We start from the raw sequence: 22,092 nt of genomic DNA on the forward strand, positions 1-22,092 counted from the left end.
ATTGCATGGATTTCTCGCCGTTAGCGGCGACAAGCACTCCCCCTTTTGCCCAACCGTTATGTGATATAATTATCGCGCGTGGACGACCGCGACAAGCGCGCCGCGACCAAAGCCTACAGGATCGGAAGGAGCAAGTATTGCGGACAAAAGTCGCAATCATCGGGGCTGGGCCGGCAGGATTGTTGCTTGGGCAACTTCTGCATCGATACGGCATCGACAATTTCATTCTGGAGCGGCAAAGCCCGGATTACGTGCTCGGCCGCATCCGCGCCGGCCTCCTGGAGGGGGGAACTGTCGGGCTGCTCGACCAGATCGGCGCGGGCGCGCGGGCGCATGCCGAAGGCCTGGTGCATGAAGGCATCGAGCTCGCCTTCGCCGGCCGCCGTCATCGCATCGACATGAAGGGCGCGACCGGCAAGACGGTCATGATCTACGGCCAGACCGAAGTCACGCTCGACCTGATGAATGCGCGGAACGCCGCCGGTCTCACTACCGTCTACGAAGCCAGGGATGTGCAGCCGCACGATTTCGACGGAAGTCACCCGCGCGTAACCTGGGTCAAGGACGGCGTCACCCACACGCTCGATTGCGACTTCATCGCCGGCTGCGACGGCTTTCACGGTGTCAGCCGCGCCAGTGTCCCGGCCTCGGCGATCGAGGAGTTCGAGCGGGTCTATCCGTTCGGCTGGCTCGGCATTTTGTCCGAGACGCCGCCGGTCAGCCACGAGCTGATCTATTCCAACCATGCACGGGGCTTTGCGCTCTGCACCATGCGCTCGATGAAACGCAGCCGGCATTACCTGCAGTGTTCGCTCGACGACCATGTCGATCAATGGCCGGACGATCGCTTCTGGGACGAATTGAAGCGCCGGCTCGACCAGGAGGCCGCCGACAATCTGATCACAGGCCCGTCGATCGAGAAGAGCATCGCGCCGCTGCGCAGCTTCGTCGCCGAGCCGATGCGCTTCGGCAGGATGTTCCTGTGCGGCGATGCCGCCCACATCGTGCCACCGACGGGCGCCAAGGGGCTGAACCTGGCGGCAAGCGATGCGCATTATCTGTCGAGCGCGCTCCACGAATTTTACGACGAGAAATCCAGCGCCGGCATCGACGCTTATTCGGCGAAGGCCTTGGCGCGGGTCTGGAAGGCAGTGCGCTTCTCCTGGTGGATGACCTCGATGCTGCACAAATTCCCCGACACCGGCACCATCGGCGCGCGCATCCAGCTCGCCGAGCTCGATTACGTCACGCAGTCGCAGGCCGCGATGACGTCGCTGTCGGAGAATTATGTGGGATTGCCGTTTTAGGCGGCGGAGACGGTGGGCACGCTACGCTTTGCCCACCCTACAGGATCTTCGCTCGCGACGACGAGCATCGTTTCAAACACCCACGCAAATCTCGTTTAAAACTTTGTAGGCGGTGAAACTGTCATCCACATCGCGTTCAATGGCGGCAATCCACCAACGGACGCGAGACACGCATGACCGACAGCGCCATCCCCGACGGCTTTGAGCCGTTGTCCCGCGAGAGCCCGCTCACAGAACCGTGGAAGCCGCTCTACGCGAAGAAAACCGACAAGGCCGTCATTATCGGCCTTCGTCTGGCAAGGCCGCACACCAACGGCCGTGGCTTGATCCATGGCGGCCTGATTGCCGCGCTCGCCGACAATGCCATGGGCTACAGCTGCGCGCAGGTGACGAACTGGACCACCTCGTTCGTGACGGTCTCGCTGTCGATCGATTTCGTCGGCTCCGCCGAGATCGGCCAATGGTGTTCGATCGAGAGCGATGTCATCAAGACGGGTAAGACGATCTGCTTCGCGCAGTGCCTGATCAAAGCCGACGGCGTCGTGATCGCGCGGGCCAGCGGGACATTCCGGGTGGTGCCGAAGAAGGCCTAAGATCTATCCAAACCTCCACGCCGTCGTCTCCACCACGAGATCGATGAACGCGCGCACCTTGGCCGAGAGGAGGCGCGAGGTCGGGTAGACGATGTGGATCGGCAGCGCCGGCTGCTCGTACTTCGCCAGCACGATTTTCAACCGCCCGCGCTTCAGGCCCTCGGCAGCCTGATAGGCCAGCACACGCGTGATGCCGCCGCCGACCTCGGCATATTGCAGGGCGGCGTCGGCGCTGTTGCTGATGAAGCGGGGGGATGGCGTCACCTCGATGTCGCGGCCGTCATGCGCAAAGCGCCACGCCGTCGTGGGACCGAACCGGATGGTCTGATGCTCGGTCAGCGCCTCCGGCGTTTTCGGCTCGCCATGGCGCTTCAGATAGCCGGGCGTGGCCACGACGATCCGCCGCATCTCGCCGACCTGGCGCGCAACCAGTGAGGAGTCCGCGAGATGGCCGATGCGGACGGCCGCATCGACAGCGTCCTCGACGAGGTTGACGAGATTATCCGAGAGCCTGAGTTCGCAGGCAACCTCGGGATAGCGCTTGAGATAGTCGGTCATGACCGGGGCGACATGCAGCCGGCCGAAGCCGACCGGGGCCGATACCACCAGACGTCCGCTCGGGCGGTTGCGCTCTTGCCGCGCCGAGCCGTCGGCTTCCTCGACATCGGCAAGGATTCGCCGGGCGCGCTCCAGATAGCGAGTGCCGACGTCGGTCAGCGTCACTTGCCGCGTGGTCCGTTGCAGCAACCTTGCGCCAAGATGATCCTCCAGCGCCGCGATCAGCCGCGTCACCGCCGAGGGCGATAGCCGCAGCTTGCGCGCCGCGGGCGCAAAGCCGCGCAGATCGGCAACGGTGACGAAGACATGCATGGCTTCGAGGCGGTCCATGGGCATTATTGCATATATTGCAACGATGAAGTGTCAAGCAGGCTGATTGTTTTGAACGCCGGAGGAGCCATTTTTAATGCCGGAAAGACGCGGAGATGCGCCGGAATTTTCAGGAGATGTTTCCATGACCGCAGCCCACACCTATGCTAGCGACGTCGCCTTTACCCATGCGGTCAAGGCGATCCAGACGCGCAAGGGCTCTCGCGAGGCCTATGGCCGCGTCGAGCAGCGCGGCTGGCGCACCGAGGTCGATGAAAACCTCGAGGCCTTCCTGGCCGATGCCAACAGCTTCTATTTTGCCACCGCCTCGGCTGACGGCCAGCCCTATATCCAGCACCGCGGCGGCCCGAAGGGGTTTCTCAAGGTGCTGGACAAGCAGACGCTCGCCTTCGCCGATTATGCCGGCAATCAGCAATACCTGACCCAGGGCAATCTCTCCGAGAATGCCAAGGCCTACATCTTCGTGATGGACTACGCCCATCGCCGCCGGGTGAAGATCTGGGGGGAGGCGCGGGTGGTCGAGGATGACGATGCGCTGACGGAGGCGCTGATGCCGAAGGGTTATCGCGCCCGGCCCGAGCAGGTGATCGTGTTCAAGATCGCGGCCTGGGACACCAACTGCCCGCAGCACATTCCGCAGAAGTTCGACGCGGCGGATGTCGCGGCGGCATTGGCTGCGAGAGACCAGCGGATTGCAGAGCTCGAGGCGCAGGTTGCGGCGCTGAAGGGGCGGGCAACGGCAGAGGAGAGCTAATCGTCGACGTCGTCCTGCGTGCGGCCGAACAGGTGCACGATGCCCGGCGTCGCGATCGTCACGAACACGAAGCGCGAGAGGTGATGAGCGCCGACGAAAATCGGGTCGATGTGCAGCGTCAGCGCCAGCGCCAGCATCGCGTCCATCGCGCCGGGTGCAAAGGCAACGACGACATCGGAGAATTTCACCTGCGTGGTGAGTGCGATGATGCCGACGAAGATCGAGGAGACGGCGATCGCCACGGCGAACGAGCCCAGGGCGGCGTTGATGTGGCCGGTGAGGGTCTTGATTCGCATCCGGGCAAAGCGACTGCCGATTAGCGCACCGATGCCGACCAGCGCGACGCCGCGCACCCAGTTTGGCAGGCCGCCCTCGACCCAGCCCGCACCATGCAGCACGCTGGAGGCGATCATCGCGCCGAACATCCAGCTCGCCGGAAACTTGATCAGCCGCAGCACGAGCGATGCCGCCAGCGAAGCGGCGACCAATTCCAGAAGATCGAGCGGCGAGGCAATCGCCGTCGTCAGCGAGGGTGCCACGGAGGGTGCGACACCGGCGATCGCCAGCACCATCGGCAGTGCTGCGGTGAGGATGATCACGCGCATGGTCTGCACCACTGCGATGCCCGGCAGGTCAGCGCCACGCTCGACCGCCAATATCGTGATCTGTGACAGCGCGCCCGGGCTGCCGGCGAGGAAGGCAGAGGTGCGGTCCCAGCCATGAATCCGCTGGAGGTAATAGCTCGAGCCGAAGGTCGAGCAGAAGGTCGCGAGCGCCAACAGCCCGATGGTGAGAGGGTAGGCGCTGACCTGCTGGATCAGATGGCGCGAAACCACCGAGCCGAGCGAAATGCCGAGCAGCACCAGCACGGTCTGGGTCAGGAGTGGCGGCACCGAAAGCTGGCGTCCGGCAATCGCAGCGATCCCGACTGCGATCATCGAGCCCGAGATCAACCCGCCCGGAAGGCCCGCGGCCAGGAAGGCCAGACCGCCGGCGGCACCGATGACAAGCGTCTCCGCAGTGCTCAAAACCTTGGCACGGCTCGGCCACTCGAACGACAGGGAGGCGGTGATTTGCTTCACGCCGCCTTATGGCAAATCGGCGAGAGGTGCACAATTGCAGGCTCGTCATGCCGCAATGCGTGCGCCTCTCGCCAGGGGCGAAGGGAGGATTGTGATGGATTTACTTCTTGTCGGCGGCTGCCGGCGCGGCCATGCCGCCCTTGGCGGTCTTGATGCAATCGGAGCGGAATTTCTTGCGCTCCTTGCCGTGCAGGCCCTTGGCGTCTGCCTGCTTGGAGCATTCGAGCGATTCGGCCGAATGCTCCTTCGGCGCCTTCTTGTCGGTGGTGGTGGCGGCATCGGTCTTTGCGGCCGGCGCGGCGGTCTGCGCGAAGGCAGTGCCGGTCGCGAACAGGGAGGCGATCGCGACGACGGCGAGACGGGAGGCGAGGGTCATGATGGGCTCTTCTTGCGAGAGTTGCGGAGGAGCGCGAACGTCGGCCCGCCTTGCTGAACGCCACATGAATAACCCTGTACGGCGCGATCACTATATTTTAGCGCCGAGCAGCGTCACTTCCTTGTCGGATGTCCGGAGCACGCTAGGATAGCAGTCCTCGTTTTGCTTTCCTGAGGGAGACCAAGGATGACTATTCAAGCCAAATTGTTGTGTGCGATTGCGGTGTCGGGCGTTGCCGCGCTGATGGTGAGCGCGCCGGCGCAGGCGCTGACGTCGCAAGAGTGCAGCGCGAAATATCAGGCCGCCAAGAAGGACGGCTCGCTCGGCACCATGAAGTGGAATGACTTCCGCAAGGCCCAGTGCGGCGCCGATGCAACGCCCGCGGCCGCGCCGACCGCGGCCGCCCCGGCTGCGCCTCCGCCTGCTGCCGAGCCGAAGCAGGCCAAGAAGGAGGCAGCCCCCGCTGCTGCTCCGGCGCCGACCCTACCGGCCGGCCCTGCGATCTTCCCGAACGCGGTCGATGCAAAATACGCCAAGGAGAGCGCCGGCAAGGCCCGCCTCCATACCTGCGTCGACCAGTACAACGCCAACAAGACCACCAACGGCAATGGCGGCATGAAGTGGATCGAGAAGGGCGGCGGCTACTACAGCGAATGCAACAAGAAGCTGAAGGGCGCCGCCTGAGCTTCGATGTGATGCGATGGCCGGAGCAAAGCTCCGGCCATTTTGCTTAGTCCAACAGTTTCTCGGCCGATTTCGCCACGAGCTGTGACCGCTTGCGCGGGCCACGCTCGACGAACAAGAGGCTTTGGCCGAAGATGAAGCAATAGAACAGGAAAGCCTGCGCCTCGGCCTCCTCGGCCTCGAGGCCGGTCGCGCGATAGAGCTCGGCAACGTGCCTGAGCCGCGCCGCATCCACGCTCGCCACCGCCGCCGCAGCGCTCTCGTCGGAGCGGGCCCACTGCCGGATCGCGAGCTCGACCGCCATGCCCTCCGGATTGAGCCGCTCGGAATAGAGCTGGATCACCGCCCTCAGCCGCTCGCGGGGCTCTTGCCCATCCAGGCTGGTCTGCTGTGCAATTGATGCCGAGCGTCCCTCGCGCCAGTGCATCAGCATAGCCTCGAGCAGCGCCGCGCGGTCGGCGAAGCGGCGGTAGAAGCCGCCTTTGGTAACGCCCAAATTCTTGGCGAGCACTTCGACCCGCACCCCCTCGACACCAGCGCGGGCGAGCTCGGTAAACCCTGCCTCGACCCAGACATCGCTCTTGCCGTCGTTCATGAAGGAAGCCTCACCGGTTCTTGATACGGTGCCGTATTGCTAACGCGTCCCGTGTCTGATACGCTACCGTATCAACAATCAAAAACGGCTGGGAAATGCCATGGCTGCGTTCGAGCCGAAAAATCCTGGCTATCGTGCGGCGGCGGTCGCGATGTTCGAGGGGCAGCCGGCGATGCGCACACTCGGTATCGTGATCGTCCGCTTCGCGCCGGGCGAGGTTGAGCTGGCCATGCTGCATTCGCCTGAATTCACGCAGCAGAACGGTTTTGTCCATGCCGGTATCATCACTGCGGGGCTCGACAACGCCTGTGGCGTCGCCGCCTTCACGCTGATGCCGTCCGAAGCCGATATCCTCACGGTCGAGTTCAAGACCACGCTGCTCGCCCCTGCCCGCGGCGAGCGATTTGTGTTCAAGGCCGAGGTGGTCAAGCCTGGCCGTACCTTGACTTTCTGTGAGGCGAAGGCGTTTGCAGAGCACGAGGGCAAAACCACGCTGATCGCCACCATGACCGGAACGCTGATGGCGATGCTGCCCCGTATTGCAGCTTCGCACGAACCGCGCGCGTCCCGGGCTTAGCGGCAATTGACAAGCCGTGCGACGCATTCCTTGATGCGTCATGCTTGCGAGTCTCAGCCTCATTCTGCTCTGCCAATTGATCGGCGAGGCCGTGGTCCGCGGCCTCGCCCTGCCGCTGCCGGGACCCGTGCTTGGCCTGGTGCTGCTTCTCGTCCTGCTGCTCGCACGCGACCGCTTTGCACGGCTCGCGCGCGGACCGCTGCGAAACGACGGCGTGGAGACCGCAAGCAAGGGCCTGCTGGCTCATCTGTCGCTGCTGTTCGTGCCCGCCGGCGTCGGTGTCGTGCAGAAGCTTGATCTGCTCGCCTCCCACGGCATCGCGATCGTCCTGGTGCTCGCGCTCTCGGTGGTCCTCACCTTGCTCGCGACCGTCCTGACCTTCCGCCTGATCAGCCGCCTGTTGAAGCAACAGGACGCCCGATGAAGGACAATCCGTTCTCGCTCTGGGTCTATCTCTCGCAATCGCCGCTGCTCTGGCTGACGGTGACGCTGTTGGTCTATGCGACCACGGATGCGGTGTCGCTGGCGACGCGACGCCATCCGCTTGCCAATCCCGTGCTGCATGCGATGTGGATCATCGGCGTGTTCCTGCTCGCGACCGGTACGTCCTACACCACCTATTTCGCCGGCGCCCAATTCGTACACTTCCTGCTTGGGCCCGCCACCGTCGCACTCGCCGTGCCGCTCTACGAGAACCGCAAGCGGGTGGTTAGCTCCATCGTGCCAATGCTGGTGGCGCTGGTTGCAGGTTCGGTGACGGCCGTGGTGTCGGTCGTGTTGCTGGCCGAATTTGCCGGCCTGCCGCGCGACGTGGTGCTGTCGCTGGCGCCGAAATCGGTCACCGCCGGCGTTGCCATGGGCATCGCCGAATCCCTGCACGCGGATCCTTCGCTGGCGGCGGTTGCGGTCATCCTCACCGGCATCATGGGCGCGATCATTGTTTCGCCGCTCATGAACCGCACCGGCGTGACCGATTTCCGCGCCCGCGGCTTTGCTGCCGGCCTTGCCGCGCACGGCATAGGTACGGCACGCGCGTTCCAGGTCGACGAGATCGCCGGCGTCTTCTCCGGCATCGCCATGAGCCTCAATGCTCTGGTGACCTCGTTCCTGGTCCCCATGGTGGTGACCCTGCTGGTGCGATGACATCGTCCTCGCCACACTCTATATGGGGCGTAACACTTCCCGGTCCGGAGCCGTAATTGCGGTGATGGGACCGAAACGGGACGAGATATGGCTGGATTCAGGACTAAGGGCCTTGGGCTGAGCCGCCGCGCGGCGCTGACGCTGATCGGGGCAGGCACTTTCGCGGCTGGCGGTATGACCTTGGCGCGCGCAGGCACTGGTGATGACGAAGTGCTCACCGAAGCCAAGGTGCTGCGCGATCCGGACGTGCCCGTTGCCGGCAATCCCGATGGCAACATCAGCATCATCGAGTGGTCCGACTACAATTGTCCCTATTGCCGAAAGCTCGAGCCCGAATTGCGCCAGGTCATCCAGGACGACGGCAAGGTAAGGCTGGTCTTGAAAGACTGGCCGATCCTCGGGCCCGTCTCGGTGACGGCTGCCCGGATCGCGCTCGCCGCGAAATTCCAGGACAAATACCACCAGGCCCATGACGCCATGATGGGCGTCAGCTCGCGCCTGACCGAGTCGCGCATCAACGAGTTGCTCGCGGCCGCCGGCGTCGACATGGACCGCCTCAAGCGCGACCTCATCGCGCGCTCCAAGGACATCGACGCGATCCTCAAGCGCAACAACGACCAGGCTGAAGCCTTCGGCTTCCGCGGCACGCCGTCCTTCATTGTCGGCAAGTACCGCGTGCCTGGTGTGCTCAGCATGGCCGAGTTCGAGCAGGTCATCGCCGACGCCCGCAAAGCCAAGATGAACTGACGCGCAAGCGGCCGATCGCAGCCAGCACAAAGGCGCCGCCGCGGATCGCGACGGCGCCTTGTTCATATTCGGTCGATCGAGATTACTTCGACGAGATCCTGACCCAGTCCTTATGCGCGCGGTCGCGTAGCGCGTCCCAGTCGGCCTTCGCGACATCCCAGTTCACGATGGTGCGATTGGCAGTCGCGACCTCGCCATTGGCGACTGACGACGTCTGCATGGCGTCATAGACATACACGCCGCAGCCGAGCAGCAGCGCACCCAAAATCATTCCGAAAAAAGTCTGCATGGCGAACCTCCGGTGTCGGGCGGATAACGTCGGGCCCGGAGTGATGGTTCCGCGACAGTGCGGCGCGGTTAAGGACGCTTCGTTCATCACCCGTTCAGCCATTGCAGCAGCTCAGCGTTGATCTCGCGCGGATAGGTATGACTGAGGTCGTCGATCTCGCGGTATGTGACATCGGCGCCGGCGGCGGTGAGTGCCGCTTGCGTCTGCCGTGCGGTCTGCACCGGAAACATCCAGTCGAGCTTGCCGTGGGTGATGAAGATCGGCAGGCCCCGTAGTCGCGTGGCGTCGGTGATCTCCGCCATCAGCGGATGGAAGGTCGCCGACACCGGCGCGAGGTGGGTGAATGGCGAAGCACCGTCGAGACCGCTGACATAGCTGAAGGTGCCGCCGTCGCTCATGCCGGTCAGCAGCAGGCGCGAGGCGTCGATGCTCCAGCGACCGCGCACGGTTTCGAGGATGCGCATGAGATTGGGCGTGTCGCCGTCGTCGCCCGTCAGCGCCCAGGTCGAGCCGGTCGCTGTCGGCGCCACCAGGATCGCGCCAAGACTGCGGGCATCGCGCAACCAGCTCCACAGAAAGCCGCGTCCGTTGCCGCTGCCGCCATGCAGCGCCATCACCAGAGGCCAGCTGCGATCGGGCGTGTAATATTCGGGAACATAGACCGAGAAGCCGCCGCGGCTGCCGGGCTCGTTGTGATCGTGAAAGATGCCGGTGTCCTCGCTGGCGCCGACTTCCAGCCGCGCCAGCAGCTCACCATTCTCGCGACTGGCGCTGTTGAGGAAGAAGTTGCTCACTGGCGGAAATTGCAGCGATAGCGGATACAGCGCCTCCTGTGCGCGCGGCACATGGCGCAACGCGCGGAACACCGCGACGAGATCGCCGTTGCCGCGCTCGACATCGCGGATGGCGGCGAAGCCGGCGAGCGTCTCGTTGCAGGCACGATCGAGCCGCTCGCGCAGTCCGGCGAATTGCTCCGGCCACGCGCCGATTGCTGCATGTGCCGACCGAAGCGCATCGTCCGGCGCGCCGATGGCGTTCATCACGGTGGCGAAGGCCAGCGGATGCAGATGCCGCTGGAAGAAGCCGAGCGCCTCCAGCGCGTTGAGCAACGGCGGCAGCATGGCCACGATGTCATCCACCACGGCCTCGGTCATTGCCGCTTCCCTTGTTCGGATCAGTGCAGCTTCGGCGCCTTCAGAAGCTTGAAGCGGTCGGTCGACGTCACGGTGACGTCGAAGGTGACGCCTTCATGATGCACGGTGAGCGGCACGTCGACGCCGGCGGCGCCGAGACTCCACATCTTCTTGTAGAACGCCGTTTGGCTCGTGACCTTGTCGCCATCCACCGCAAGAATGATGTCGTCGGTCTTGAGTTCCGCGCGCGCGGCGGGACTGTTGGCGGAGATCCCGATCACCACCACGCGGTTGTCGATCTCGGTCGAATAGAGTCCGAGCCAGGGCCGTGCCGGCTTGTTGACGCGGCCGAACTTGCGGAGATCATCGAGGATCGGCTTCAACAGGTCGATCGGCACGATCATGTTGACGTGCTCGGCCTTGCCGTCGCGTTCTCGCTCGAGCTGGAGCGAGCCGATGCCGATCAGCTCGCCGCGCGCGTTGATCAATCCGGTGCCACCCCAATTCGGATGGGCGGGATAGGTGAACAAGGCCTCGTCGAGCAGATACTCCCAGTAGCCGGCGAATTCCTGCTTGGCGACGATCTGGCTTGCGACCGATCGCGTCCGTCCCCCGGCGCCACCGACCACGACGCGGTCGCCGAGCCGGGTCTCCGCCGACGAGCCGAGCGGCAGCGGCTCGATGTCGAGCCGGCCGAGCGCCTGTACCAGGCCGAAGCCGGTGACGGCATCGAAGCCGAGCACATGTCCCTCCACCACGCGCCCGTCGCCGAGGTGAAGCCAGACGGATTCCGCTTCGGTAATGAGATAGCCGATGGTGAGCACCAGCCCGTCGTCGATGACGACGCCGTTGCCGGCGCGCTCGGTACCGAGCGTTTCGGCGCTGAAGGCATCCGGCGGGATGATGGCGTGCAGGCCAATGACGGAGGCGAGCGCACGGTCGAGATCGAAGCCGTAATCGCTCGCACGCGGCTGATTGGCCGGCGGCACTCTCCATTCGGTCAAGGCGGGCATGGAGTTCTCCTGGCTGAGAGCATCGCTCCGCCGTGGCAGCGGAACGACGCACGAAGCAAGCATAATTTAGGCCGGAGGAGGCCGTCTTGAAAGACTTGACGGCAACTATTCCAGATGCCGCGCCGCCGATTTCCGAAGATGACAGAAATTGTTCGCCCGAATTCGGCCGGCAGCCGCCCAATCCGGCATCGGTCGCATGGCTGGTGTCCCGCGGGATGCTAGGCGGAGTTCAATGAAGCTGCTAACCATTGCGGCTTCGTTTGACCAAGAGATCACGGACCAAACCATGGACAATCGCAGCGACATCTGGCGTGGCATCGACACGATCAAAGGACGTTTCATCGACCTCAGCGACAAGGTCTGGGGCATGCCCGAAGTCTGCTACACCGAAGCGCGTTCCGCCGCCGAGCATCTCACTGAGCTGCGCCACCAGGGTTTCCGTATCACAGAGAAGGTGGCGGGCATTCCGACTGCTGTGATGGGCGAATGGGGCGAGGGCGGTCCGGTCATCGCCTTCATGGGCGAATATGACGCGCTGCCGGGCCTCAGCCAGGAGGCCGGCGTTGCCGAGCACCGTCCGGTCGAGACCGGCGGCCACGGCCATGGCTGCGGTCACAATCTGCTCGGTTCCGCGGCGCTGCTCGCCGCCACGGCCGTCAAGGACTGGCTCGCCGAGAACAAGGTGCCCGGCCGCGTGCGCTATTACGGCTGCCCGGCGGAAGAGGGCGGCGCGGCCAAGGCCTTCATGGTGCGCTCCGGCGCGTTCGAGGATGCCGACATCGCCATCACCTGGCATCCGCATAGTTTCTGGGAAGTCGCGGTGACGCCGTCGCTTGCCAACACCCGCGCCGACTTCATCTTCACCGGCCGCACATCGCATGCCGCGGCTTCGCCCCATCTCGGCCGCTCCGCGCTCGACGCGGTGGAGCTGATGAATGTCGGCGTGAACTACATGCGCGAGCACATGCCCAGCGATGCACGCGTGCATTACGCGCTGCTCGACACTGGCGGCATTGCGCCCAACGTGGTGCAGGCGCATGCCCGCGTGCGCTATTCCATTCGCGCCCGTGATCTCCCCGGCATGAACGAGCTGGTCGGGCGCGTGAACAAGATTGCCCAGGGTGCGGCTCTTATGACCGAGACCAAGATGGAGATGAAGATCATCTCCGCGGTCTCCAACATCCTGCCGAATACGCCGCTGGAGCAGGCGCTGCACCGTGTCATGGAAGAGCTCGGACCGCCGCATTTCGACGATGCGGACAAGAGCTTCGCGAGCCAGATCCGCGCGACGCTGACCGACAAGGACATTGCGTCCATCTATTACGCGATCGGCATGGAGCCGACCGATCGGCCGCTGGCGGACTTCCTGGTGCCGCTCGACGCCAAGCGCAACCCGCTGGTTGGCTCGACGGATGTCGGCGATGTGAGCTGGGTAGTGCCGACCGTGCAGGTTCACGCACCAACGGTTGCAATCGGCACGCCGTTCCACACCTGGCAGGTGGTCGCGCAGGGCAAGAGCCCGCATGCCCACAAGGCCATGGTGCAGGCGGCCAAGGCCATGGCTGGCCTCGGCATCAAGGCGTTGACAGAACCGGAACTGATCAAGGCTGCGAAGGCCGATCTCACGAAGCGGACGACCAAGACGCCTTATGTCTGCCCGCTACCGGACCACGTCGCGCCGCCGCTCGATATGTCCGTGGCGTAGAATTCCGTCTCGATACTTCGTCTGATCTCGCGAACAAACTTTTCGCAGTGCAACTTGGTTTCCGGCGGATTTTGACGCGGGAATGCCGAACCCTTGGGCTGCGGAAGGAAGTTTTGCTCAACAGACAGCCAGAAGACCGTTTGCACACACACGGTCGCAGTTGACGCGCGGCCTATTCAGTGTGCCATCTACCGCCAGCCAAAACCCGGCGGCCGCCCCGCGGCCGCCTGCATCCATACGGGAACCAGACGGGGGACAACCATGCTGGATAAAGAACTGCGTTCGATGATCGGTGACGTGAAGGACGGGCGGATGGATCGCCGTGCCTTCATCCAGCGCCTCGCTGCCGTCGGCCTCACCGCGCCCCTGGCAAACCAGATCCTCGCCATCGGCGGCGTCGCCATGGCCCAGAGCCCGTCTCCCTATCCTCCAACCAAGCGCGGCGGCGGTGGCCCGCTCAAGCTGCTGTGGTGGCAGGGACCGACGCTGCTCAATCCGCATTTCGCCACCGGCACCAAGGATCAGGACGGTTCGCGTCTCTTCTATGAGCCGCTCGCAAGCTGGGACGTCGACGGCCACCTCAATCCGATCCTTGCCGCCGAAATCCCGTCGATCAAGAATGGCGGCCTGTCCGCCGATGCGAAGACCGTGATCTGGAAGCTCAAGCCCGGCGTGAAATGGCACGACGGCAAGCCCGTCACGGCCGACGACCTCGTGTTCAATTGGGAATATGCCAGCGACCCCGCCACTGCGGCGGTTTCCAGCGGTCCCTATAGCGACCTCACTGTCGAGAAGATCGACGACCTCACCATCCGCATCACGTTCAAGAATCCGACGCCGTTCTGGGCCAACGCCTTCGTCGGTGCCTATGGCTGCATCATCCCGAAACATCTGTTCGCCGAGTACAAGGGCGGCAAGTCCCGTGAGGCCCCGAACAATCTGAAGCCGGTCGGCACCGGTCCCTACAAGTTCGTCGAGTTCAAGCCGGGCGATCTGGTGCGCGGCGAGATCAATCCCGACTACCACATGGCCAACCGGCCGTTCTTCGACAGCATCGAAATGAAGGGCGGCGGCGACGCGGTCTCTGCGGCGCGTGCCGTGATTCAGACCGGCGAATATGATTTCGCCTGGAACATGCAGGTGGAGGACGAGGTCCTGCTGCGCCTGGAGAAGGGCGGCAAGGGCAAGACGCTCTACGCCGTCGGCGGCGACATCGAGTTCATCGCCATCAACTTCACCGATCCCAACACCGAGGTCGACGGCGAGCGTTCGTCGTTGAAGACCAAGCATCCGACCCTGTCGGACCCCGCGGTGCGCCAGGCGCTCGCGCTACTGGTCGATCGCGACTCGATCAAGAAGGCGATCTACGGCCGCGCAGGCCGCGCCACCGCGAACTACCTCAATGGTCCCGACGACTTCGTGTCCAAGAACACCAAATGGGAATTCAGCGTCGAGAAGGCGGTCGCGCTGCTCGATAAGGCCGGATGGAAGGCCGGCGCCGACGGCATCCGCGAGAAGGACGGCAAGAAGCTGAAGTTCGTCTACCAGACCTCGATCAACGGCCCGCGCCAGAAGACCCAGGCGATCGTCAAGCAAGCCTGCCAGAAGGCCGGCATCGACGTCGAGCTGAAATCGGTCGTGGCCTCGGTGTTCTTCTCCTCCGACGTCGCCAACCCCGACACCTATTCCAAGTTCTACGCCGATATCGAGATGTTCCAGATCCCGATGACGCAGCCCGATCCGGGCCTCCATATGCGCCGCTACCATTCGCGCAACCTGGCCACAAAGGAGAACAAGTGGCAGGGGCAGAACTTCCCGCGCTGGGTCAACAAGGATTTCGATGCCGCGGTCGACGCCGCCGACACCGAGACCGATCCGGTCAAGCGAGCTGCGCTCTACATCAAGTGCAATGATCTGATGTGGCAGGACACCGTCGTCATTCCCGTGATGCACCGTCTCGCGGTGGAGGCTGCGAGCAACACGCTTCGTCCGGCGCTGTCAGGCTGGGCCAACCAAACCGACAATCTCCAGGACTGGTACCGAGAGGGCTGAGGACGGACGTTGAGGCGGATTATTCGCGCATGAGTCAATACGTCCTGCGTCGTCTGATGATCGCGATTCCGAGCCTGCTCGGAATCTCGCTCGTGCTGTTCGTCGTCCTGGCGCTCGCGCCAGGTGACCCCTTCAGCGAGCTTGCGACCAATCCGAACGTGCCGCCCGAAGTGCAACAAGCGCTTCGGGCCAAGTTCGGCCTCGACGATCCGATCTACCTTCGCTATTTGCACTGGCTCAACGCCATGCTGCACGGCGACTGGGGCTTCTCCTTTGTCAGCCGGATGAACGTCGACACGCTCATCCTCCAGCGCCTGCCGGCCACGCTCTACGTGATCGGCTCGGCGCAGGTCCTGGCGCTGCTGATTGCGATTCCCGTCGGCGTTTATGCGGCGACGAAGCCCTATTCGCTGTTCGACCAGATCGCGAACACGCTCGCTTTCGTCGGCTTCTCGCTGCCGACCTTCTTCACTGGCATCCTGTTCATCCTGATCTTCTCGGTCACGCTGGATTGGCTGCCCTTCGTCTACACCACCGACATCAAGGCCACGGGCATCCATTATGTGCTCGAAATGATCCGGCAGGCGATCATGCCAGTGGCGGTGCTGGGGCTGTTCCAGGCAGCGTCGATGACGCGCTTCGTGCGCTCGGCGATGCTCGACGTGATCCGGCTCGACTACGTCACCACGGCGCGCGCCAAGGGCCTCGGGCAGGCCAATGTCATCGTCAAGCATGTGATGCGCAACGCCATGATTCCGGTGGTCACGCTGATCGCGCTGCAGGTGCCTGCGGTGTTTGGCGGCGCCATCGTCACCGAGCAGATATTCCGCATTCCCGGCATCGGCTCGCTGCTGATCTCCTCCATTCTCTCCAATGACACCCCGGTCGTGATGGCCGTGACCTTCGTGTTCGCCTGTCTGGTGGTGCTCTTCAATCTCATCGCGGATGTGCTGTATGGCTGGCTTGACCCTCGCATCTCCCTCCGCTGAGCGGGGCGTCTACTCGCCCTGGCGCGAGACGTGGCGGCGCTTCAGCCGGCACAAGCTCGCCGTCGTCAGCGCGTTTCTGCTTCTCATCCTGATTCTTGCGGTGGTGATCGGTCCCTTCATCTGGCGTGTTTCGATCAACGACATCGATATCGTGGCGGGCATGCAAGGCCCGTCGCTGGCTCATCCGTTCGGCACCGACGATCTCGGTCAGGATATTCTGGCGCGCATGATTTATGGCGGCCGCATCTCGCTCGCGGTTGGGCTCGCCGCGATGCTAGTGTCGGTGTTCATCGGCACGCTGGTCGGCGCGGTCGCCGGCATGTCGCGCGGCGCGCTCGGGTACGGATTGATGTGGCTCACCGACCTCTTTCTGTCGCTGCCGCAGCTGCCGCTGCTCCTGCTGCTGATTTATCTGTTCCGCGACGGGTTGAAGCAGGTGTTCGGCCCCGAGGGCGGCATCTTCATCCTGATCGTCCTCGTGATCGGCGGTTTGCGCTGGATGCCGGTGGCGCGCCTGGTGCGTGCGCAGTTCCTGTCGATCCGCGAGAAGGAGTTCGTCGAGGCCGCGCGTGCACTCGGTGCGAGCCCGGTGCGGCAGGTGGTGAAGCACATCCTGCCCAATGCGCTTGGTCCGGTGATCATCGCCGGCACCATCGACGTTGCCGCCGCGATCATCGCGGAATCGACGCTGTCCTTCCTCGGCCTCGGCTTTCCGCCGGATACCCCGACCTGGGGCCGGCTGCTGTACGATGCCAAGGACTTCCTCGACATCGGCCCGCACTGGGCCTTGTTTCCGGGCGGCGCGATCTTCATCGCGGTGGTCGCCATCAACTTCATCGGCGACGGTCTGCGTGACGCGCTCGATGCGCGACGGGTGATCTGATGGCGCCGCTGCTCGAGATCAAAGGTCTCAAGACCCACTTCTCCACCGACGACGGCATCCTGCAGGCCGTCGATGGCGTCGACATCACCATCAACAGGGGCGAGACGCTCTGCGTCGTCGGCGAGTCCGGTTGCGGCAAGACCGTCACCGCGATGTCGATCCTGAAGCTGATCGCGATGCCGCCGGGCCGCATCGCGGCCGGCGAGATCATCTTCGAGGGCCGCGATCTGGTGCCGCTGACGAGCAACCAGCTCGACGAGATCCGGGCCAAGGAGATCGGCTTCATCTTCCAGGAGCCGATGACCTCGCTCAATCCGGTGCTGACGGTCGGCGAGCAGATCGCCGAGAGCCTGCGCCGCCACGAGAACGTCACGAGGAAGCAGGCACTCGAGCGCACCATCGAGATGCTGAAGCTGGTCCAGATCCCCAACGCCGAAGGCCGTGTGCACAACTATCCGCACCAGTTCTCGGGCGGCATGCGCCAGCGCGTGATGATCGCGATGGCGCTGGCCTGCAAGCCAAAGCTGATCATCGCCGACGAGCCGACCACCGCGCTAGACGTCACCATCCAGGCGCAGATCCTCGACCTGCTCCAGGACATGAAAGAGCGCTTCGGCATGGCGGTGATGCTGATCACCCATGCCATGGGTGTCGTCGCCGAGACGGCGCAGCGTGTCGTCGTGATGTATGCCGGCAAGGTGGTGGAGGAGGCGGATGTCGACGCTCTCTTCGCCGATCCGCGCCATCCCTACACGCAGGGCCTGATCCGCTCGATCCCGCGCATCGATCTCGACAGCGAGCACAAGACGCGGCTCGAGGCGATCGGCGGCTCGGTGCCGATCCTGATCAATCCGCCGGTCGGCTGCCGCTTCGCGCCGCGCTGCAAGTTTGCCATGGACGTCTGCACCGAGAAGGAGCCGCTGCTGCGCCAGATCGCGCCCGGCCATCGCATGGCTTGCCATCTGGGAGATGTGCAGTTGGGAGACGCGGCAGGAGCACTGGCATGAGCGAACCCCTGCTCCGCGTCAGCGGCCTGAAGAAATATTTCCCCGTGCTTGGCGGGCTGTTGTCGCGCCAGGTCGGCACCGTCTATGCGGTCGACGGCGTGTCGTTCTCGGTCAATCGCGGCGAGACGCTCGGTCTCGTCGGCGAATCCGGTTGCGGCAAGTCGACGACCGGGCGTTGCGTGCTGCGCCTGATCGAGCCGACCGATGGTGAGGTCGTATTCGACGGCCAGGACGTCGGCAAGCTAGGCGGCAACGACCTGCGCGCGATGCGGCGGAACATGCAGCTCGTGTTCCAGGATCCGTTCGCCTCGCTCAATCCGCGCATGACGGTCGGCGCCATTCTCGGCGAAGCCCTCGTTATTCATAAGCTCGGGTCGTCGGCCAAGGAGCGTGAGGATCGCGTCGCAAGCCTGCTCGTGAAGGTCGGCCTCAAGGCCGAGCACATGCGCCGCTACCCGCACGAATTCTCCGGCGGCCAGCGCCAGCGCATCGTGATCGCGCGTGCGCTCGCGGTCGAACCGAAGCTGATCGTCTGCGACGAGCCGGTGTCCGCGCTCGACGTCTCGATCCAGGCGCAGGTCATCAACCTCCTGGAAGATCTCCAGGCCGAGTTGAACCTCACCTATCTCTTCGTCGCGCACGACCTTTCGGTGGTCGAGCACATTTCGGACCGCGTCGCGGTGATGTATCTCGGCCGCATCGTCGAGCTGGCGAAGGCGAGCGACCTCTATCGCAATCCGCAGCATCCCTACACCAAGGCGCTGCTCTCCGCCGTTCCGGTGCCGGATCCCAAGCTCAAGCGCAACCGCATCCGTCTCAAGGGCGACGTGCCGAGCCCGATGAAGCCGCCGGCAGGCTGTCACTTCCACACCCGTTGCCCGATCGCCCAGCCACGCTGCGCGGAAAGCGCGCCGGAACTGAAGGAAGGCGCAGGCGGGCACTTCGTGGCGTGCCATCTGGCCTGAGGTGCGCGGTGCATAGGTCGTCGGAGGCCTTGATCCCAAGGGACCGGCCGGCGTAGGGGAGCGCATGAGCCAGGTACAGGATGTAACTCTCGGCGCGGTTGATATGGACCGTGCGACGGATCGCGTTGCGGAAGCGCGCAGGGCGCTGTGGGGATCGGCGCTCGGCTATGCCATGGATGGGTTCGACCTCCTCATCCTCGGCTTCATGCTGACGGCGATTTCGAAAGACCTTCATTTCACCCAGCCGCAGGCGGCCTCGCTGGTGACGGGAACGCTGGTCGGCGCGGTCGTTGGCGGCTTGGTCTTTGGCATGTTGTCGGACCGGCTCGGCCGCGTGCGGGTTCTGACCTGGAGCATCGTCCTGTTCGCGGTTTTCACCGGCCTGTGTGCGCTGGCCCAGGGCTATTGGGACCTGCTGACCTACCGGGCCATCGCCGGCATCGGCCTCGGCGGCGAATTCGGCATCGGCATGGCCCTGGTGGCCGAGGCCTGGCCCGCGAGCAAGCGGGCGCGGGCAACGTCCTATGTGGGGCTTGGCTGGCAGTTTGGCGTGCTGACGGCGGCGCTGGTGACGCCGGTGCTGTTGCCGATCATTGGCTGGCGCGGGATGTTTGCACTCGGCGTGTTTCCGGCGGTGGTCGCTTACGTCATCCGGCGCAAGCTGCACGAACCGGACGTCTTCATCGCGCACAAGGCGAATGCGGCGAATACCGGCTCGTCACTTCACGCGCTCGTCGCCGATGCGGAGACGATCCGGATCGGCATCGGCATGATCATTCTCTGCTCGGTGCAGAATTTCGGCTATTACGGCATCATGATCTGGCTGCCGAACTATCTCTCGACGCGATTCGGCTACGGCCTGACACAATCGGCGCTCTGGACATCAGTCACCATCGCCGGCATGGCACTCGGCATCTTCCTGTTCGGTCATGCGGCTGATCGTTTCGGCCGCCGTGCGGCGTTTCTGACCTACATGCTGGGCGCGGCCGTCATGGTGGTGGTCTATTCGCAACTGACGAGTGCTGGTGCGCTGCTGATCGGCGGAGCCGCGATGGGCTTCTTCGTCAACGGCATGCTTGGCGGCTACGGCGCGCTGATGAGCGAGCTGTATCCGACCGCGGCGCGCGCCACTGCGCAGAACGTGTTCTTCAATATCGGTCGCGCCGTTGCCGGCTTCGGTCCGCTGGTCGTCGGCATCGTCAGTGTCGCTTACGGCTTCCCGACCGCAATCGCAGGCCTTGCACTGCTCTACCTCATCGACATCGTGGCGTTGCTCGCGCTCATCCCGGAGCGGCGCGGCGTCGATCTCGCCTGACGGAGCAGCCCGTTCGCCCGCGTTGGCCATGCCCGGAGAGCGATGGATCCGTCATGCGCTCTTGGCGGGCCAGGGGACGACCTGCCCCGCCATCACGAGCCGGTCACGACCGCTGTCCTTGGCGGCGTAGAGCGCGCGGTCGGCAGCTGCGATCAGCGTGCTGCAGTCCGTCGCGATCTGGGACGGGAAACTCGTCGCGGCGCCGACGCTGGCCGTCACCAGCCGGGAAGCCGGATTTTGCGCATGCGGCATGGCGAGATCGTGCAGCGCCTGGCGGACTCCTTCGCCGACCTCGGCGCAGCCGTCCGGGCCGGTGTTCGGTAGCAGAACGACGAATTCCTCGCCGCCATAGCGCGCTGCGAGGTCGGCCGGGCGCCTGGCCTGTGTGGATAGGATCCGGCCCAGCGCGCGCAGACACCCGTCGCCGGCCAAATGTCCGTAATGGTCGTTGAACTTCTTGAAATGATCGAGGTCGATCAGCAGAAGTGATAGCTGCGTGCCATCGCGCCGGGCGCGCGCCCATTCGTCGGCCAGGCGTTCATCGAATGCGCGCCGGTTGGCAAGCCCGGTGAGGCCGTCGGTCGTCGCAAGCGCGGCGAGCTTGTCCTGAAGGTCTTTCTGCTCGGTCATATCGCGCACGACAGCGACGACGCCGTCGATCTCGCCACTGTCCGACGCCAGCGTCACGTGCAGTGCCGCCTCGGCCCAGATCTCGCCCTTGTCGCGATGGCGCTGGCGATAGACGAACCGCGCTTCCTCGGCTTCGCCGTTCTTCAGCGCGGCGATGGCCTGCTCGACCCGTTCCATGTCATCCGGGTGGATGCCGGCCAGAGCCGACGTGCCCAGCAGTTCCTCGGCGGGCCAGCCGGTGATGCGCACGCATGCGGGAGAGACGTAGAGCAGCCGGTTATCCAGCCCGATCCGGGTCACCATGTCGCTGGATTGCTCGGCCAGCAAGCGGAAATTTGCTTCCTTGGCGACGAGGACCTGTGCCATGCGCTGCCGCTGCGACAACTGACGGACCAGATAGAAGCCGATCGCCGCGATCAGCAGGACGAGGCAGAGGACAACGGTCATGCGTACGCCCGCCGCGCGGCGCCAGGGGGCCAGCACGTCATCCTGCGACTTGCTCGCCAGCACCATCAGGGGATAGCGGCTGCTGCGCTGGTAGTAGCTCAGCCGCTGCACGTTATCCAGCGGCGACTTGAAATAGTAGACCGCCGCAGCCGGACGGCTTTTCCATTGCTTGAACAACGGAGCATTGGACAGGTCGCGTCCGACGAAGGCGCTGCTCTCGTCGCGGCTGCGCGCCAACATGATGCCGTCGTTGTTCAGCAGCGACGCCGAGCTGTGCGGACCGAGGTCGAAGCGTTCGTAGAACTTGACGAAATAGCTGACGTCAATCGTCAGCAGGGCGACGCCGCCGAAGCTTCCGTCGGGATGGTTGATCCGGCGCGACGCAGTGATGATCCACTGGCCGCCGGCGCGGCTCCTGACGGGGCGCCCGATCAGCGTGTCGCGATCCCGCGAATCGCGATGACGCTGAAAATATTCGCGGTCGCTGTTGTTGAGTCCGGAGAAATCGACATGCTCAGTAGTGGCAAGCCAGCGGCCGGTCTCGTCATAGACGAAGATGCCGCGAATGCGCTCCGACGATTTGCGGGTCGGCAAATACGCCTGGAGCCTTGTGATCGTATCGGGGCCGGTCCCGTCGAGCTCGAGCCGGTGGACTAGTCCGACCAGGATCGTATCGGTGAGCTCGAACGTGTCGTCCGCGTGCTGGATCAGCGAATGCGCCAGATTGGTAACGTCGATCTCGGCGCTTCTGAGCTCCGCATCGCGCGTTTCCCATTCGCGCCAGACGCTCAAGCCCAAAATCGTCACGCAGATCAGCGCAACGAATCCCGCCGCCCAGAGCGGAAGGTGGGTCTTGCCGAGTTCGCGGCTGGTGACCATCGGGTTTGCTCCAATTCGGTGCAAACCTCTCACTTTGGC

The 22,092-nt window shown here is 64.2% G+C and carries 23 protein-coding genes; 15 read left to right on the forward strand and 8 right to left on the reverse strand.

Annotated elements, in window-relative coordinates; genetic code table 11:
- Positions 1–137 precede the first annotated feature (137 nt).
- Together pobA and ABID59_RS32540 are read left to right on the forward strand one after the other, a co-directional pair.
- Complete coding sequence (gene pobA, locus ABID59_RS32535) at positions 138–1,307, forward strand: 4-hydroxybenzoate 3-monooxygenase (protein ID WP_354036908.1); 1,170 nt, start codon at positions 138–140, stop codon at positions 1,305–1,307.
- 173 nt (positions 1,308–1,480) lie between these two features.
- Entirely contained in the window at positions 1,481–1,900 is a 420-nt protein-coding gene (locus ABID59_RS32540) for a PaaI family thioesterase (RefSeq protein ID WP_148751642.1), read from the forward strand.
- Between the two features lie 3 nt (positions 1,901–1,903).
- On the opposite strand, the gene ABID59_RS32545 is transcribed toward ABID59_RS32540, so the two are convergent.
- Complete coding sequence (locus ABID59_RS32545) at positions 1,904–2,788, reverse strand: LysR family transcriptional regulator (protein WP_354086074.1); 885 nt, start codon at positions 2,786–2,788, stop codon at positions 1,904–1,906.
- 124 nt (positions 2,789–2,912) lie between these two features.
- Between ABID59_RS32545 and ABID59_RS32550 the strand changes: the two genes are divergently transcribed.
- The gene (locus ABID59_RS32550) at positions 2,913–3,542 is read left to right on the forward strand and encodes a pyridoxamine 5'-phosphate oxidase family protein (protein WP_354086075.1); all 630 of its coding nucleotides are present in this window, start codon (positions 2,913–2,915) and stop codon (positions 3,540–3,542) included.
- On the opposite strand, the gene ABID59_RS32555 is transcribed toward ABID59_RS32550, so the two are convergent.
- Entirely contained in the window at positions 3,539–4,624 is a 1,086-nt protein-coding gene (locus tag ABID59_RS32555; protein ID WP_354086076.1) for an AbrB family transcriptional regulator, read from the reverse strand. The genes ABID59_RS32550 and ABID59_RS32555 overlap by 4 nt on opposite strands.
- A gap of 100 nt (positions 4,625–4,724) precedes the next feature.
- Complete coding sequence (locus ABID59_RS32560; RefSeq protein ID WP_354036910.1) at positions 4,725–5,000, reverse strand: PsiF family protein; 276 nt, start codon at positions 4,998–5,000, stop codon at positions 4,725–4,727.
- 186 nt (positions 5,001–5,186) lie between these two features.
- Here ABID59_RS32560 and ABID59_RS32565 point away from each other — a divergent pair, with 186 nt between their 5' ends.
- Positions 5,187–5,684 (forward strand): hypothetical protein, encoded by a 498-nt coding sequence (locus ABID59_RS32565; protein WP_148751648.1) that lies wholly within the window; start codon positions 5,187–5,189, stop codon positions 5,682–5,684.
- Between the two features lie 46 nt (positions 5,685–5,730).
- On the opposite strand, the gene ABID59_RS32570 is transcribed toward ABID59_RS32565, so the two are convergent.
- A complete protein-coding gene (locus ABID59_RS32570; RefSeq protein ID WP_148751649.1) occupies positions 5,731–6,279 on the reverse strand; it encodes a TetR/AcrR family transcriptional regulator in 549 nt (182 codons plus the stop codon).
- Between the two features lie 100 nt (positions 6,280–6,379).
- Between ABID59_RS32570 and ABID59_RS32575 the strand changes: the two genes are divergently transcribed.
- From ABID59_RS32575 to ABID59_RS32590, 4 genes are all read left to right on the forward strand, one after another.
- The gene (locus ABID59_RS32575; protein WP_354036913.1) at positions 6,380–6,856 is read left to right on the forward strand and encodes a PaaI family thioesterase; all 477 of its coding nucleotides are present in this window, start codon (positions 6,380–6,382) and stop codon (positions 6,854–6,856) included.
- Positions 6,857–6,896: 40 nt separating this feature from the next.
- A complete protein-coding gene (locus tag ABID59_RS32580) occupies positions 6,897–7,280 on the forward strand; it encodes a CidA/LrgA family protein (protein ID WP_148751652.1) in 384 nt (127 codons plus the stop codon).
- The gene (locus tag ABID59_RS32585; RefSeq protein WP_354086077.1) at positions 7,277–7,999 is read left to right on the forward strand and encodes an LrgB family protein; all 723 of its coding nucleotides are present in this window, start codon (positions 7,277–7,279) and stop codon (positions 7,997–7,999) included. The genes ABID59_RS32580 and ABID59_RS32585 overlap by 4 nt, the downstream gene beginning before the upstream one ends.
- An 87-nt stretch (positions 8,000–8,086) precedes the next feature.
- Positions 8,087–8,746 carry a DsbA family protein gene (locus ABID59_RS32590; RefSeq protein WP_148751655.1) on the forward strand — a complete coding sequence of 220 codons (660 nt, stop codon included), beginning with the start codon at positions 8,087–8,089 and terminating at the stop codon, positions 8,744–8,746.
- A gap of 82 nt (positions 8,747–8,828) precedes the next feature.
- Here the strand turns inward: ABID59_RS32590 and ABID59_RS32595 are convergent, their stop codons facing one another.
- The 3 genes from ABID59_RS32595 to ABID59_RS32605 form a co-directional block, all read right to left on the reverse strand.
- On the reverse strand, positions 8,829–9,035 hold the full coding sequence (locus tag ABID59_RS32595) for a hypothetical protein (protein WP_354086078.1): 207 nt from the start codon (positions 9,033–9,035) through the stop codon (positions 8,829–8,831).
- Positions 9,036–9,121: 86 nt separating this feature from the next.
- Positions 9,122–10,189, reverse strand: coding sequence for a carboxylesterase family protein (locus ABID59_RS32600; RefSeq protein ID WP_354086079.1), 1,068 nt, complete (start codon positions 10,187–10,189; stop codon positions 9,122–9,124).
- A 20-nt stretch (positions 10,190–10,209) separates the two neighbouring features.
- On the reverse strand, positions 10,210–11,181 hold the full coding sequence (locus ABID59_RS32605; RefSeq protein WP_148751658.1) for a S1C family serine protease: 972 nt from the start codon (positions 11,179–11,181) through the stop codon (positions 10,210–10,212).
- A 286-nt stretch (positions 11,182–11,467) separates the two neighbouring features.
- Here ABID59_RS32605 and ABID59_RS32610 point away from each other — a divergent pair, with 286 nt between their 5' ends.
- The 7 genes from ABID59_RS32610 (at position 11,468) to ABID59_RS32640 (ending at position 20,097) form a co-directional block, all read left to right on the forward strand.
- Entirely contained in the window at positions 11,468–12,886 is a 1,419-nt protein-coding gene (locus ABID59_RS32610; protein ID WP_187434890.1) for a M20 family metallopeptidase, read from the forward strand.
- Between the two features lie 261 nt (positions 12,887–13,147).
- Positions 13,148–14,938 carry a peptide ABC transporter substrate-binding protein gene (locus ABID59_RS32615; RefSeq protein WP_354086080.1) on the forward strand — a complete coding sequence of 597 codons (1,791 nt, stop codon included), beginning with the start codon at positions 13,148–13,150 and terminating at the stop codon, positions 14,936–14,938.
- A 29-nt stretch (positions 14,939–14,967) separates the two neighbouring features.
- Entirely contained in the window at positions 14,968–15,927 is a 960-nt protein-coding gene (locus ABID59_RS32620; RefSeq protein ID WP_354086081.1) for an ABC transporter permease, read from the forward strand.
- Positions 15,893–16,810, forward strand: a complete 918-nt coding sequence (locus ABID59_RS32625) for an ABC transporter permease (RefSeq protein ID WP_354086082.1) — start codon at positions 15,893–15,895, stop codon at positions 16,808–16,810. The genes ABID59_RS32620 and ABID59_RS32625 overlap by 35 nt, the downstream gene beginning before the upstream one ends.
- Positions 16,810–17,817 (forward strand): ABC transporter ATP-binding protein, encoded by a 1,008-nt coding sequence (locus ABID59_RS32630; protein ID WP_148751663.1) that lies wholly within the window; start codon positions 16,810–16,812, stop codon positions 17,815–17,817. The genes ABID59_RS32625 and ABID59_RS32630 overlap by 1 nt, the downstream gene beginning before the upstream one ends.
- On the forward strand, positions 17,814–18,782 hold the full coding sequence (locus ABID59_RS32635) for an ABC transporter ATP-binding protein (protein ID WP_354086083.1): 969 nt from the start codon (positions 17,814–17,816) through the stop codon (positions 18,780–18,782). The genes ABID59_RS32630 and ABID59_RS32635 overlap by 4 nt, the downstream gene beginning before the upstream one ends.
- 64 nt (positions 18,783–18,846) lie before the next feature.
- Positions 18,847–20,097 carry an MFS transporter gene (locus ABID59_RS32640; RefSeq protein ID WP_354086084.1) on the forward strand — a complete coding sequence of 417 codons (1,251 nt, stop codon included), beginning with the start codon at positions 18,847–18,849 and terminating at the stop codon, positions 20,095–20,097.
- Positions 20,098–20,148: 51 nt separating this feature from the next.
- Here ABID59_RS32640 and ABID59_RS32645 read toward each other — a convergent pair whose 3' ends face one another.
- A complete protein-coding gene (locus tag ABID59_RS32645) occupies positions 20,149–22,053 on the reverse strand; it encodes a sensor domain-containing diguanylate cyclase (protein ID WP_354086085.1) in 1,905 nt (634 codons plus the stop codon).
- Positions 22,054–22,092: the final 39 nt, after the last annotated feature.

It is taken from the genome of Bradyrhizobium sp. S3.3.6, from assembly GCF_040546905.1.
Taxonomy (GTDB): domain Bacteria; phylum Pseudomonadota; class Alphaproteobacteria; order Rhizobiales; family Xanthobacteraceae; genus Bradyrhizobium; species Bradyrhizobium cytisi.